General features: G+C 73.8%; 7 protein-coding genes. 6 read left to right on the top strand and 1 reads right to left on the bottom strand.

The features are described 5' to 3' along the window. On the top strand, positions 1 to 1,076 hold a 1,076-nt coding region (locus tag ACFW1A_RS28500; RefSeq protein WP_380413558.1), incomplete at its 5' end, for a PQQ-binding-like beta-propeller repeat protein. A gap of 68 nt (positions 1,077 to 1,144) precedes the next feature. Here the strand turns inward: ACFW1A_RS28500 and ACFW1A_RS28495 are convergent. Beyond that, the gene (locus ACFW1A_RS28495) at positions 1,145 to 2,644 is read right to left on the bottom strand and encodes an alpha/beta fold hydrolase (protein ID WP_380413556.1); all 1,500 of its coding nucleotides are present in this window, start codon (positions 2,642 to 2,644) and stop codon (positions 1,145 to 1,147) included. Positions 2,645 to 2,917: 273 nt separating this feature from the next. On the opposite strand from ACFW1A_RS28495, the gene ACFW1A_RS28490 reads away from it, so the two are divergent. The 5 genes from ACFW1A_RS28490 to ACFW1A_RS28470 form a co-directional block, all read left to right on the top strand. Further along, a complete protein-coding gene (locus ACFW1A_RS28490) occupies positions 2,918 to 11,008 on the top strand; it encodes an RHS repeat-associated core domain-containing protein (protein WP_380413554.1) in 8,091 nt (2,696 codons plus the stop codon). A 74-nt stretch (positions 11,009 to 11,082) separates the two neighbouring features. Beyond that, on the top strand, positions 11,083 to 11,634 hold the full coding sequence (locus ACFW1A_RS28485) for a phage tail protein (protein WP_380413552.1): 552 nt from the start codon (positions 11,083 to 11,085) through the stop codon (positions 11,632 to 11,634). An 8-nt stretch (positions 11,635 to 11,642) separates the two neighbouring features. Then, positions 11,643 to 12,254 (top strand): phage tail protein, encoded by a 612-nt coding sequence (locus ACFW1A_RS28480; RefSeq protein ID WP_380413550.1) that lies wholly within the window; start codon positions 11,643 to 11,645, stop codon positions 12,252 to 12,254. A 10-nt stretch (positions 12,255 to 12,264) separates the two neighbouring features. Then, entirely contained in the window at positions 12,265 to 12,876 is a 612-nt protein-coding gene (locus ACFW1A_RS28475) for a phage tail protein (protein WP_380413548.1), read from the top strand. A gap of 106 nt (positions 12,877 to 12,982) precedes the next feature. Beyond that, a partial coding sequence (locus ACFW1A_RS28470) for a purple acid phosphatase family protein (protein WP_380413546.1) occupies positions 12,983 to 14,571 on the top strand: 1,589 nt, incomplete at its 3' end.

The raw sequence follows: 14,571 nt of genomic DNA, 5'->3' as shown, positions 1-14,571 counted from the left end.
GCGCCCGCCCCGACCGGCGCGCGCCGCGCGAGGAGGGCCCGCAGCCGCTCTGGTCCTACCGCGGCAGGCTGGCGGCCGCCGACCGCCTCGGCGCCATGCCGACCGCCCCGGTGATCGCCGGCACCGCCGGCCTGCTCTCGCTCGCCCCCGCGACCGGCACGCCGTTGCGCACCCTCGACATACCCACCGACCCGCCCGGCGCCAGCCCCGACTCGCCCGCCGCCGCGATCCACTGCGCCGGGACACTGGCCCTGACCACCCGGCAGGACCGGCTGCTCGCCCTCGACCTGCTGGACCCGCAGGCCGACTGGAGCGTGCGGATACCCGGCACCGCCGCCGAGCCGGTCACCGCGCAGGTGACCGGTTGCGACCCGCAGACCGTGTACGGCCGCACCACCGCGGGCCGACCCCCCAGTGCGACCACGGAGCTGTTCGCCGTCTCGCTGCGCACCCGCGCCCTGCTCTGGCGGGTGCCGTGCACGGGCCCCGACGTCTGGCTCAGCAGCCCGGTGCTGGCCGGGCCCGGACTGCTGCTGGCGACCCGGGGCGGCCAGTTGCTCCGGCTGGACACCGACACCGGCGCCCAGCGGTGGGCCGTGCCGATCGGCGAGCAGTCCGTCCGCACCGCCGCCGACGCCGACCACTGCTTCCTGCTGCGCACCGACGGCTCGGTCACCGCGGTCGCCCTCTCCGACGGCAGCACCACGTGGAGCACCGGGACGACCGCCGGCGCGCAGTGGCGCGGCGTCGGCCTGTCCGTGGCCGACGGGCGGCTGGTCGTGCTGCGCGACACCGGCGAGGTGCTCTGCCACGACGCCCGCACCGGCGCCCGGCAGTGGTCGCAGCAGCTGCCGTTCCCGCTCGACCCGCGAACCCGCCCGGTGCCGGCGGGCCGTCAGCTCGTCGTCCCCGGGCCCGCCGACGCCGGAGTGGTCGCGCTGGACGCCGCCACCGGCGAGCGGCGCTGGCAGTACCGGGACCGCCTGCCGGCGACGTCGGCCTGGTCCGCGACCACCGACGGCCGGCACCTCTACGTCGGCCACGACCGGGTGCTGCACGCGCTCCCGCTGAGCTGACGCGGCGTCGGTCCCGCAGGTGTGCGCGGGTCGCGGCGGCCCCCCGGGTGGTCCGGCCGCTGTCGTGGTCAGTCCCGCAGGTGCGCCAGCACCGCCGCGAGCGCCTGCCGGGCGGCGGCCACCGACTCCTCGGTCGGCTCCTCGCAGTCGAAGCCGTGGCGCCCGTGCGGCACGTCCACCAGCTCCACCGCCGCGCCGCAGTCGGCCGCGGCGTCGAGGAAGGCGGCGACCGTCGCGGCGATGCCCGGCGCCTCCAGACCCGCGCGGCTGAGCACGACCGGCAGCCGCCCGGCCTTCGGCAGCACGGCCGCCGGCCGGAACCGCGGCTCGACACCGGCCCAGCCGGGCAGCGGGGCCAGCACCGGGTAGGAGGCGGCGACGCAGCGCAGCCACGGCGCCGGGGCGGCCAGCTGATCGGCCATCAGCAGGCTGCCGCCGGAGAAGAACCAGAGCGCGATCCGGTCCCCGTCGACCCGCGGATCGGCGCGCAGCAGCTCCACGGCCTCCGCGAGGTCGGCGGCCGCCGTGGGGTAGTCGGTCAGGGCGTGCAGCCGGTGCTCCAGCACCGCGCCGACCAACCCCTGGCTCGCGGCGTGCCGGGCGTGGCCGACGTAGAGCGGCCACTCCCGGGCCGACGGGGCCGCGTCCCGCGGCAGCGGACCGCCGTGCACGAACAGGACCGCGGGGCGCGGACCGTCCGCGTCCGGCAGGTGCAGGTCGACCCGGCCGGTGCGGACCCGGGGCACCTCGGCGGTCTCCAGCACGAACGGCCGCTCGTAGAACGGCGTGCTCGCCGGCGGCGGGGTGAGCCGGCGGCCCTCGCCCGCCGCGGCGGCCAGCAGGGTCGCGGCCAGCTCGTCGGGGAGGGACAGCATCGGCCAGTGCCCCGTCGCCAGTTCGAAGAAGCCGACGCTCGGATCGGCCAGCGGCCGGAACTGCGGCATGCCCGAGGAGACCAGCTGCTGCACGCCGTCGACCGTCATGCCGCCCGCCGTGCAGAGGATGCCGCTGGTCGGCACGCCGGTCAGGGCACCGGTCAGCCGCAGCGGCTGGGTGAGGGTGCGGCCGTGCTGCGGCGCGCCCAGTGCGGACAGCTGCTCCAGGCGGCTCCGGGTCAGGCCGGTCGTGTTGCCCCAGCGCTGCCACTCGTCGGGCGCGGGGACCGGCACCGGCGCGTCCGGGCGCTCCCGCAGCAGGGCCTGGGTGGCCGGGTCGGGCACCATGGCGAGTGCCGGCTCGCCGTCCTGCGGCAGGCCGGTGTCGAGGTAGACGATCCTGGTCACCCGCGCCACCCGCTGCTGCGCCGCGCCGAGCAGCGGGTACAGGCCGTAGTCGTGGCCGACGAGCACCACGGTCGGTGCCGCGACGCCGTCGATCAGGCGGACCAGGTCCTCCACATGGGTGTCCAGGTCCACGTCCGTACCCGCCCCGGGGCCGGTGAGCGCCGCCGCGTGCACCTCGGCGCCCGCCTGCCACAGCCGCTCACCCACCTCCTCCCAGAGCGGGGCGCCGGTGAAGGGGCCGGAGACGAGGACGAAAGCGGTCGGGTTCTCAAGGTCGGTTCGCATGCGGGCACGGTAGGACCTCCCCCTGCGGGAGATTCAAGTGCCGGAGCCGGGTTCGGCGGTGCGTCAGGAGCGGGAACTCAGGTCGTTCGGGGCCCAGATGGGGGCGCACCGTCGACTTCCGGTGACGGCGGGAGCCGAACTCGGCGGACACGCCGGGAGGATCGTAGGCGAGATATGTCCGGTATGCCCTACTGATGGTCCCGGTGAGGTCTTCGCGGGATTCCAGCTCCGGCTGCGGAAGCGGGCACTGCCCCGCACCGACGGGAGTCAGTCATGGCAAGTACGGGTCAGCAGGCCGCCGCACCAGGGGTGCGGGCGTCCCAGGTGTTCCTGGGGGACGCGGTCGCCAACGCGGTGAACATGTTCCGCGGCGAGGTCAACCTCCCGCTGGCCCTGGTGTCGCTGACCGGGCGCAACGGACTCGACGTCAACGTGACGGCGTTCTGCACCAGCGGCGTGCGCCGCGCCGCGCAGCGGTGGAACCTCAGCGACCCGACCGATCTGCTCGGCCTGGGCTGGTCGTTGCCCTTCGACCGGATCACGGTGGAGCACCAGGACAGCGGCACCAACCTGGACGACGCGTTCTACCTGGTCACCGGCGGCGCCCCGAAGGAACTGGTGCAGGTGGGCGCCGCCGACGGGGCGCAGCTCTTCCAACTGCGCGACTACCAGTTCTGGGACATCCGGTACCACCCCGACGCCGACCAGCCGTACTGGAAGGTCGTGCGCGAGGACGGCAGCAGCTACACCTACGGGCGGGGATCCGTGCAGTGGGGCGTGCGCTGGGGCAACTGGATCGGCCCGACCACGGCGGCCAACGGCGAGAGCTTCCCCGTCGCCTGGAACCTGCACGAGGTCCGCTCGATGGCCGGCGACACGATGTCCTTCGAGTACGACACCGACGAGGTGGCGATCGGTGTCAGCGAGGCCGCGCGGTACACCCGGTCCTGCCGGCTGCGCCGGATCGTCGACGTCTTCGGCCAGACCGTCGACTTCCGGTACCTGCCGAAGGAGCCGTTCGAGGCGCCGCCGCCCCAGGTGCCCCCGGTCGGCGGCCGCAACGCCTACCAGTACCGCAGCGAGGACCACTACCTGGACCGGATCGAGGTCCGGGACCGCGACGGGGCCCTGATCCTCACCACCGGACTGGACTACGAGCTGCGCAACGTCTCGCGCTCCCCGCGCGACGACGCGTACGCCAAGCGGTACCTGGTCGGGGTGCGCCAGCAGGTCGCGGGCGGGGCCTCGCTCCCCGGCGCGGAGTTCGACTACCACGGCGCCGACGCCGCGCTGCCGGGCGCGCTGAAGAGCGTGCTCACCCCGCAGGGCGGCCGGTCGGAGTACCGCTACGAGGTCGTCGCGCTGCCCAACACCGCGCTGCGGGTGCCCGTGACCGGCCCGGGCCCCGGCTGGACCCCGCGGGTCTGGCACGGGCCGACCTACACCGTGGTCACCTGGGAGAACGCCGGAGCGGGCCAGGTGCGGACCGATGTGTACTCCTGGAACGGCAGTTGGTCCAGTCAGTCCGACACGCGCAGCTGGCCGGCGGAGCCGGGGACGCTGCGCGTGCTGACCGGTGACGGGTTCTACGCGATCTGGTACCGCGACAGCCGCAGCCGGCAGTACCGGGTCAACCTGGTGCGCGCCGACCGGTTCCGCTTCGGCGAGTGGGACCGCACCGCCTACCCGGTCACGCTCGGCAAGGCGATGGACGACCCGGCGGTGAGTGTCGGTGCGGGCTTCGTCGCGGTCGCCGACGCCGCCGCCGGACAGCTCAAGGTCGTCCGCCGGGAGCCGGTCGGATCCCGCTGGGTGGAGCACACCTTCGGGCTGGCCGGGGTCACCGAGGTGGCGCTCTCCAGCGGCGTGAACTTCTGCGTCGCCGCCACCTACGCCACCGCCACCCGGACGTTGACCACCACGATCTTCCACGGCACCCCCGACCGCTCCTGGCAGCGCGGCGGCTCGGTGAGCGAGCGGGTGGACATCGACTGGACCGCGACCCGCCGCGAGCAGCTGCTCGCCACCGGCGGATCGTTCGCCGCCCTGGGCTTCGTCACCGCGCTCGACGTACCGTCGAACTCGGTCAAGTACGCCACCCGGCTGCTCACCTGGACGACCGACTACCGGTTCGGCACCCCGGTGAAGGCCGACGGGACGCAGCCGCTGGACGTGCGCAACCCGGTCGGGTACGTCGTGGTGAACGGGTCGACCGCGGCCAACGGCCAGCACCTGTACCGCTTCGACGGCGCACGCTGGCAGTCGGTCGAGGGCGTGGCACCGGTCGCCGGACCGCTCTACAGCTACAGTTACGCCGCCGACAGCGCCTACGTGACCACCGTGAAGTCCGCGGACGAGTGGACCAGCGCGCTCTACGAGTACGACCCCTACCGCAACGCCTGGCGCTCCGGCACCCGAATCAGCGGGACCGCCGCCGGTCTGCCGACGCTCGCCCCGGGCTACCGCACCGCCGGCCGCGACCTGCTGCGGCGCACCCCCGACGGGACCTGGACCAAGGCGTACACCTTCCCCGCCACCGCCGACCTCGGCACGCTGGTCAACGCGGCGCCGAGCTACCTCACTTACCAGGACGGCGCCGGCTCGACCCACGTCGTCACGCTCGCCGACGCCGGGGTGCTGGAGACCGCGACCCTGACCGGGGGGCGGGTGGTGGTGCCGGACGCCCGGCCCGGCCAGATCCTCACCGGGCCCGGCGCCTTCCTCACCTACCGGGGCACGGACTTCGACAAGGCCACCCAGCTCGCCCTGTACCGCGTGGTCGGCGGCGCGGTCGCCACTCGGCTGGTCGCCCACCCCGTCGTCGAGGCCCGCAGCGACAGCGGCTACCAGACCCGGCGCACCACCCTGCGCTACGACGCGGCCACCGCCACCTACGACCCCTACGGACTGGTCACCCAGTTCGTGACCGTCCGGGCGACGCCCGGCGACGGCGAGGACGGCTGGATCGAGCAGGTCTACTTCAACGGTCTCAGCCCGTCGGTGCCCGGCGTGGTCTACCCGCCCTCCGACGAATTCACCAACGCCCGCAGCTGCTTCAGCCGGCTCAACGGCCAGCTGTACCGCAGCCGCGCCCACGACGCCGACGGCCGGGCGGTCAGCGAGAGCTACAGCTACCCCTACACGTACACCAGCGGCGCCGACGGCCGCAGCATCGCCGGCGCCTACACCCGGACGCGGCGCCGGACCGACGCCACGGCCGAGGAGTTGATGTCCGTCGGCCCGGTCGCGCTCGCGGACCTGGACGGCGCGGCCCTGCCCGCCGCGCTGCGGGAGCGGTTCGGCGCCGCCGGGGTGCCGCTGGTCGATCCTGTCACGGTCGCGGTCGACCGGCCGTCCCGGCGGTGGACAGTGACCGACGCCGCCGGCGCGCACTACCAACTCGTCGCCGACGGCACCGAGGTGACCGTCTACGCGTGGCTGCGCACGGCCACCTCGTACGAGTACAACGCCAAGGGCCAGCCCTGCCTGGAGCTCACCGAGAACACCGACGACACCGGTGCCACCCAGCGGCTCGGCGTGCGCACCAGGTACGCCTGGGAGGCCTACCAGGCGCTCGCGGACCGTAACTGCCTGCTGCCGGTCGGTCAGGTGACGGCCGAGAACCTGACGGCGGGGGTGGTCACCGCCAGCACGGTCACCACCTACTCGGACGCCTGGGGGCCATGGGCGGCACACCGCGAGTTCGAGTGGCTCGGTACCGGCACACCGGAGTTCGCCGACCGGGCGGTCGGTGCCGACCCCGGCCCGGACTGGCTGGCGGTTCGTCAGGTACTCGCCGTCACCGACCGCGCCCAGCCGCTCGCCGCGCTGGACGAGGGCGGCCACGGTGCCGCGGTCCTCTACGACCGCGAGCGCCGGTTCGCGGTCGCGACCACGGCCGGCGCCGATCCGCGGGCCGACGAGGCGTCCTACTACGGCTTCGAGGAGTACGAGGACGCCGGCGGCTGGACCCTCACCCCGGCCGGGCTGGATCCGGCCCGCTACATCACCGAAGGCGCCGCGCACTCCGGATCGCGACGGCTGGCGATCCCCGGCGACCCGCAGGCACCCGTCGGCCTGACCATCGACCTCGCCCCGGCCCGCGGCGACCGGCCCTACCAGTTCTCCTGCTGGGTCTGCACCGAACCCGGCTTCGTCAGCGACCCGGACCTGGCGGCCTGGCGGATCACCGTCCGCGGCGAGCAGGGCACGGCCGAGATCGTCACCGCCGTTCCCGCCACCGACGACCGGTGGCAGTGGCTGCACCAACCGATCGACCCGCAGGCACTCGGCGTCGGCACCATGCGGTCGCTGACCCTCACCGTCACCAGCCGCCAGGACCACCGCTACCTGCTGGTCGACGACCTGGCGTTCGCCCCCGTCCGAGCGGCGCTGCGCGCCTCGGTGTACGCACCGGACGGCCAGCAGCAGCGCGGCACGGTGGACATCCTCGGCGACTCCCGCCGGATCGCCTACGACCTGCTCGACCGGCCCGTGGTGGAGGTCGGCCCGGACGGTTCGCCGCTGTCGATGTCCGCCGACCGGCTCTGGCGCAGCGACCGCGCGAGCTTCGACCCGGCCCGCCCCAACGGTTCGTTGCTGGTCGCGTTCCGCGGGCCGGGCAGCTTCACCGACTTCCGGCAGGGCACCCAGTGGCGGGCCCAGTGGCAGGCCGGCGCCGACTGGCAGCAGACACCCGGGCTGCTCCGCCACGCGTCCACCGGTACCGGAACGCTGACGCTGCGGCAGGATCCGAGCGGGAGCTGGGTGCTGCGCTTCGGCCTGGCCGGCGACGTTCCGGTGGCCGGGCCGCGTCGGCTGACCTTCGGCGGCGGCTGGTCGGTGCGGTGGAGCGAGGACGTCTGGTCGCTGCACCGACCGGACGGCACCGTGACCGCCTCCGCCGCCGGACCGGCGGGCAGCGACCTGCTGCTGGCCGCCTGGCCGCACCGGGTGCTCTGGTACGTCGACGGCCGGCCGGTGCTCCAGCACCTGGACCCGGGCGGCTTCGCGGGCCCGGTCGAGCTGGCCTGCGACGGCGAGCTGGCGGTGCGCTGGATCGCGCTCGGCACCGCTCCGGTGGTCGGCATCTCCTGGGTCGACAACTCCGGCCGTCCGTACCAGCTCCACCGCATCGCGGACACCCGGGTCAGGGCGTCCGCCACCTGCTACGACCACGCGGGGCGAGCGGCGGTGGAGACCAAGAGCATCGAGGTCGACGGCGAGCCGGTCGGCTACCGGACCGACCTGGTCACCGAACTGGACCCGGCGACCGGCGCGATGGGCGACTGCGAGCTGACCCGCGCCTACCCCGAGGACGAGGGCTACCCGTTCACCCGCACCCTCTTCGAACGCTCCCCGCTGGGCCGCCCCGTGGAGGCGGGCCGACCCGGCAAGGCGTTCGCCGTCGACACCGCCGTGCCGGTCGCGCAGCGGCACACCACGCGGATCCGGTACTGCGTCAACAGCTACGAACCGCTGCTGCCCGACCTGCCCGCGGGCAGCTACCCGGTGACCGTGACCACGGACCCGGACGGCCGCGCGGTCCGGACCTGGTCCGACCGGCTCGGTCGGACCGTTGCCACGGCGCAGGGCGACCTGGCCGGCGCCCCGGGCACCTTCACCCTCGCCCGCAGCTTCACCGACGCCTACGGCTACGTGGTCCGCGTCGAACAGCCGAACCTGTTCGACACCCGGGTGAGCGACCGGGCGCGCTTCGTCGAGCTGACCACGTACGACTTCCTCGGCAACCCGCTCACCGTCACCGGGCCCGACCAGGAGGGCAGCGCCGAGTACGTCTACGACACCCTGGGACGCCTGAGGTTCGGCCTGCTCCCGCAGGCCGCCGCCGAGGGCTACCTCTGCTACCGCCGCTACGACGAGCTCGGGCGGCTGGTCGAGGAGGGCACCTGCGAGGCCGCCTGGGACCGCGCCCTGCTCCAGGCGCACGCCGACGAGCCGGACTGGCTGCCCGCGCCGGGCAGCTGGCTGACCCGCCACCGCTACGACGGGGACGGCACCGACCCGCGGCTCTACGGCCGGCTCTGGCAGTCCTGGTCCGGCCCGGCCGACGGCGAGCAGCCCGCCACCGTCACCACCTACGCGTACGACGCGCTCGGGCTGGTGACCTCCCGGACGCTCAGCGTCGCCGGCTACGCGGACGGCGCACCGCACACCGTGGCCTTCGCCCACGACGCCACTGGGGCGGTCACCGACATCACCTACGACGCCCAGCTCGGCTCCGCCGCGTTCACCGCCGGGCTGCGCACCGACGACTTCAACGACCTGGTGGCCGTCACCGGCGACCACGGCGGGCGGACCACCGCCCTGGGCCGCTTCGCCTACCGCCCCGACGGCGCCCTGGCCGCCGAGGTGCTGGCACCGGGCGGACCGGCCGAGCTGACCCGGAGCTACCGCTACGCCCCGCCGGGCTGGCTCGCCTCGGTGACGGACCGGCACTTCACCGAGACCGTCGACTACACCGGCGGCGGCCCGGACGGCGCCGGCTACCACGACGGCCGCGCGGCCCGGGTCACCACCGGCTTCACCGGCGTGGACCAGGAGGGCTTCGTCCCGGAGTTCGACTACCGGTACGGGTACGACGCCCTGGGCCGTCTCGCCGAGGCCCGGAACAGCGCCGGCGCGCAGTTCGGCGTCAGCGGGCTGGACTACGACGCCAACGGCAACCTCACGGCCCGCACCGTCGGCGGGCTGACGGAGCGGCTGGAGTACCAGGACGGCAGCAACCGGCTGCGCACGATCGAGGCCGGTGCCGGGACCGGTGCGTTCGCCTACGACCGGGACGGCGAGGCCACGGACGCACCCGCGCTGGGCGTCGCCGACCTGCGGTACGGGCGGGTCTCCCGGCTGCCCGCCGGACTGGTCAGCGCCGCAGGGGAGTTGCGGCTGGAGCGGGACGCCGCGGGCACGCTGGTGCACCGGGTCGGCCCGGACGGGCAGCGGCTCTACGTCCCGGGGGACGCGGGACCGCTGGCGCTGCACCGCACCGACCCGAGCGGTGAGCGGCGCGCCGGGTACCTGGTCCCTGGGCCCGGCGGCACCCTGGCCGTCTGGTCGCCCGAGGGCACCGCGTACGTGCTGCGCGGCCGGCTCGGCTCCACCCGGGCGCTGTACGACGGCTCCGGGCTGTTGGTCGGCGCGTTCAACTACCTGCCGGACGGCGGTTTCCTGGGCACCCCGCTCGATCTGGGCGCCTCGACCACCTACCCCTACCTGTTCACCGGCGCCGAACGCGACCCGGCCACCGGCCTCTACCTGTTCCCGCTGCGGATCTACGACCCCACCACCGGCCGCTTCCTGAGCACGGACCCGGCGGCCCAGTTCGCCAGCCCCTACCTGTACGCGGGGGCGGACCCGGTCAACCTGTTCGACCCGACCGGCGGGTTCACCTGGTCCTGGGCGGCGTTCGGCGCGGTGGTGGGCGGGCTGCTGGTGATCGCCGGCGGGGTCGCACTGACCATCGCCACGGGAGGGCTGGCGACGCCGCTGATGGTCGCGGGAGCGGTGGTCGGCGGCGCGCTGATCGGTGGCGGGATCGCCAGCGCCGCGTACGGGTTCAGCAAGGCGGACGCCGCCACGTCCACGTTCGACGTGACGGAGTGGGGCATCATGGTCGGCTTCGGCGCGCTCTTCGGCGCGGCGTCGGCCGGGCTCGGGTTCGTTCCGGCGGCGTTCGGTACGAGCACCCTCGCCGCGCTCGGCGTGGAGACGGTCATCGGGATCGGGATGGGGGCGCTCGACGGCTTCGTCACCAACGGGTCGCTCAACTCCTACCAGGGCCGCGACTTCATGGCGGGTGCGGGGGCCGGTGCGGGGTGGGGGGCGTTGGGCGGCTTCGCAAGCGGGGCGGTCGGTGGCGTCCTCGGGCGCGGGCCCATGCTGCGCACCAACCGGACGGTCCGGGCGGGCCGCGGCGCCGCGGCGGAGCAGCGGGGCGAGATGCACGTCATGGCGTCCAGGAAACGGCTGGGGAACCTGACCGGGCATGCCCTGGTGGGGACGAAGACCACCGCGAACCAGCGGCTCCTCGATCTCATCACCGACCTGGATCCGGGTGACGGCAGGACGGCGATCGGGCAGAAGGGCCACGGCTGGGAGACGACGGAGCGGCCGTCCATGGGCTGGACCGCGGTGCCCGTTCCGGCCGCCCGCGCCCAACGGGCGGTGGACTTCGCCACGGAGCAGATCCCGCTGACGGGGCCGCCCTACGCGTACCTCAAGAACGACTGCACCACCTACGTCAAGAGTGTGCTGAGAGAAGCCGAGCTCTATCCGCCGCTGTGGGCCGTCGCTCCTGCTCCGCTGAACTTCTGGGCGCGGACGATCGGTCGACGAGTGCAGTGAGCCCCGCGCAGTGAGTCCCGCACCAGATCCCCTGATCGAGTACCGCACCAGCACCCCACCACCACGGAGGATCCATGACCTCGCCCCTCCCCAACGGCACCATCGTGCCGTACGCCGGCCAGTTGGACCCGACCTGGCTGCAGGGCCAGGGCTGGCTCTACTGCGACGGATCCGAACTGCAGGTCGACGACTACCAGGGCCTGTACGCCGCCATCGGCGACAACTACGGCGGTGGCCCCGGCACGTTCAACCTCCCCGACCTGCGCGGCCGGTTCGCCCGGGGTGTCGACCAGGGAGCCGGTCGGGACCCGTACGCCAACTCCCGCACCGCGTCGAACCAGGGCGGGCTGGCCGGGAACAACCCCGGCTCCGTCCAGGCCTACTGCACCGCGCAGCCCACCGCCGTGTACACCACGGACAGTCCGGGCGACCACACCCACAGCGTCGAGCACCTGCCCACGGACCAGGAGGGGCTGGCCACCGCCGGCAGCCACTACGCGATCTGGCCGAGCGCGAGCGCGACCAGTATCGGCAACGGCGACCACTCGCACAACGTGACCGGCGGGGACGCGGAGACCCGCCCGATCAACAAGTACGTGTACTTCCTGATCAAGTACGAAGGGTGAGGACGACGATGACCACCACGCGAGAGAACCTCCCCAGTACGGTGACCCCGGTCAACGGTGTCCTGGTGGGCTGCGTGATCGGCTACGGCGGGATCGTGTCCGGCAACGCGCAGGCACCGGCCGGCTGGCTGTTCTGCGACGGCTCCGCCGTCTCCCGCACCACGTACGCCGCCCTGTTCGGGGTGATCGGCACCCAGCACGGCGGCGGCGACGGCACGACCACCTTCAACCTCCCCGACCACCGCGGGCAGTTCCACCGCGGCGTCTCCGACGGCACCGGGAACGACCCGGACTCCGCCACCCGCACCGCGGCCAACCCCGGCGGTGCGACGGGCGACCAGGTGGGCTCGGTGCAGGGGCCGGCCACGGCCCGGCCGGCCGCGCAGCCCTTCGGCACCGACAGCCAGGGCGACCACCAGCACACGGTCGACCACCTGCCGACCGCGAGCTCCCACCCGTACGTGTCCGCGAGCCACTACGCCCATTGGAACAGCGGCAGCGCCGACAGCGACAGCGGCGGCGACCACTCCCACACCACCACCCCGGGGGGAGGGGACGCCGACACCTGTCCGGTCAACCTCTACCTCCACCGACTGATCTACTGCGGCGTCACCTCCTGAGGAGCGGACCATGACGGAAACGGACTCCCCCCTGCCGGTCGTGCCGACGGGCAGCCTGGTCATCGGCACGGTGCTGCCCTACGGCGCCCTGGTCGACGCGGGCGCACTGGCCACGTACGGCTGGCTCTACTGCGACGGGTCGGGGCTGGCCCCGAGCGACTACCCGGACCTGTTCCAGGTCATCGGCACCCTGCACGGCGGCAACGGCACCACCACCTTCAACCTGCCCGACTACCGTGGCTTCCTGCTGCGCGGTGTCGACGACGGCACCGGACGCGACCCCGACGCGAACAGCCGGACGCCGTCGAACCCCGGGGGAGTCGCCGGCGACCAGGTCGGTTCGATGCAGGGCCACACCGCGGCGCTGCCCACGGTCACGCCGTTCTCGCTGACCTGGCCCGGCAACCACTCGCACACCCTCGCCGGCGTCCCGACCGACGCCTCGTCCACCGCCGAGATCGGCTCGGCCCGGTCCATCTGGACCGGCGACAGCACCAACACCGACACCGCCGGGGCGCACACCCACACCATCAACGGTGGCGGGGACACCGAGACCCGTCCGACCAACGCCTACGTCAACTACCTGATCTTCGCCGGAACGTCGAGCGGCTCGGCGGTATAGACCACCGTTCAACCGGCGTTCACCCGATGCACCGTCCAAAGTGGTTCCGCGGTCCCGGTTCGTCTGCGAGTCTCCGGTGAATTTTCCACGGATCACGGAGGCGTACGTGTCACACCCCACTCGCAGGACGGTGCTGCGGACCGGTACCGCGGTCGGCGCGATGGCCGCGCTGCCGGCGTCCACGATGCTCTGGACCCAGCCCGCGGTGGCCGGGACCCCCGGGCCGGAGCAGGTGCACCTGCAGTGGGGCAACGAGCCGTCCACCGAGATGACCGTCTCCTGGGCCACCGCCGCGAGCGTGGGCCGCCCCCGGGTGCGGATCGGCACCCCGCGCGGCGGCTCCGGGTTCACCGTGCACGCGGAGAGCCGCAGTTACGTCGACGGGCTGAACAAGGTGGAGACCTTCACCCACCACGCCCGGCTGCGCGACCTGATGCCCGACACCACCTACGTCTACGAGGTGGCGCACGACGGCACCGAGCCGGTGCGCGGCACCTTCCGCACCGCCCCCGGGCGCGGCCGGGCCGCGTTCCGCTTCACCAGCTTCGGCGACCTGGGCACCGGCGACAACGTGTTCGCCAAGTCCTCGATCCACGGCGCCGCCGCCGTCCGCCAGGTGGAGCAGTTCAACCCGCTGTTCCACCTGCTCAACGGCGACCTCGCGTACGCCAACAACAACACCCAGCAGCAGCCGCAGTGCTGGAACGCCTTCATGAACAACATGGCCAAGTCGGCCGCCGCCCGCCCGTGGATGCCGGCCCCGGGCAACCACGAGGTGGAGGCCGGCGGCGGCGACCTCGGCTACGCCTCCTACCTGACCCGGTTCGAGCTGCCGGACAACGGCAGCCGCGACTACTGCGGCAACTGGTACAGCTTCCAGATCGGTTCGGTGCTCTTCGTGAGCCTGGACGGCAACGAGATCGCGGTCGAGGACGACGCCAGCATCGACCCGGCCACCGGCCACTCCATCTACATCAACGACTACAGCGAGGGCGCCCAGCTGCGCTGGCTGGAGCGGGTGCTGCGGCGGGCCCGGGACGGCCGCAAGGTCGACTGGATCGTCTGCTACCTCCACCAGTTCGCGATGTCCTCCTCGGCCCAGAGCCACGGCGGCGACATGGGCATCCGGGAGAAGCTGCTCCCGCTGATGGACCGTTACTCCGTCGACCTGGTGCTGGCCGGCCACGACCACGACTACGAGCGCACCCACCCGGTCCGCGGCACCGAGCCGGGCGGCCTGCTCACCCCGGCCGCGGCCGACGACGACCTGCGCCGGATCGACACCTCGCAGGGCACGGTCCACCTGGTCCTCGGCGGCGGCGGCACCGCCGGGCACGACGACGTCTACCTGCCCGCCGACGCGGACGGCGTCCGTCAGGCCAGCGTGCGCACCCAGCGGCTGACCTTCAAGGCCGACCCGGACGCCAAGGAGAAGGCCACCTGGTCCGCGGTGACCGACCCCGACACCGCGTTCCCGTACGGCGTCGCGGTTTTCGACGTCGACCCGGGCCACGTGCCCGGCGGCCGCACCAGCATCACGGTCAGCTACTACCACTCGCCGATGGCCACGGCCGCCAACCCGTTCCCGAGCCCGGTGCTCTTCGACAAGTTCACCCTGTTCCGCGACCGCAGCGACGGCTGGGGCGACGACCGGGACGACAACGACGACGCTCAGGGCGCGGACGACCGCGAGCC

This window comes from Kitasatospora sp. NPDC058965 (genome assembly GCF_042741245.1).
Classification (GTDB): Bacteria; Actinomycetota; Actinomycetes; order Streptomycetales; family Streptomycetaceae; genus Kitasatospora.
This window is presented reverse-complemented; position numbering and strand designations above follow the sequence as displayed.

What these genes read in the sequence shown, in the direction of transcription:
- ACFW1A_RS28485 (WP_380413552.1), top strand. Translation starts at nt 11,083, where the DNA reads ATGACCTCGCCCCTCCCCAACGGCACCATCGTGCCGTACGCCGGCCAG.
- ACFW1A_RS28480 (WP_380413550.1), top strand. Translation starts at nt 11,643, where the DNA reads ATGACCACCACGCGAGAGAACCTCCCCAGTACGGTGACCCCGGTCAAC.
- ACFW1A_RS28475 (WP_380413548.1), top strand. Translation starts at nt 12,265, where the DNA reads ATGACGGAAACGGACTCCCCCCTGCCGGTCGTGCCGACGGGCAGCCTG.
- ACFW1A_RS28495 (WP_380413556.1), bottom strand. Translation starts at nt 2,644, where the DNA reads ATGCGAACCGACCTTGAGAACCCGACCGCTTTCGTCCTCGTCTCCGGC.
- ACFW1A_RS28490 (WP_380413554.1), top strand. Translation starts at nt 2,918, where the DNA reads ATGGCAAGTACGGGTCAGCAGGCCGCCGCACCAGGGGTGCGGGCGTCC.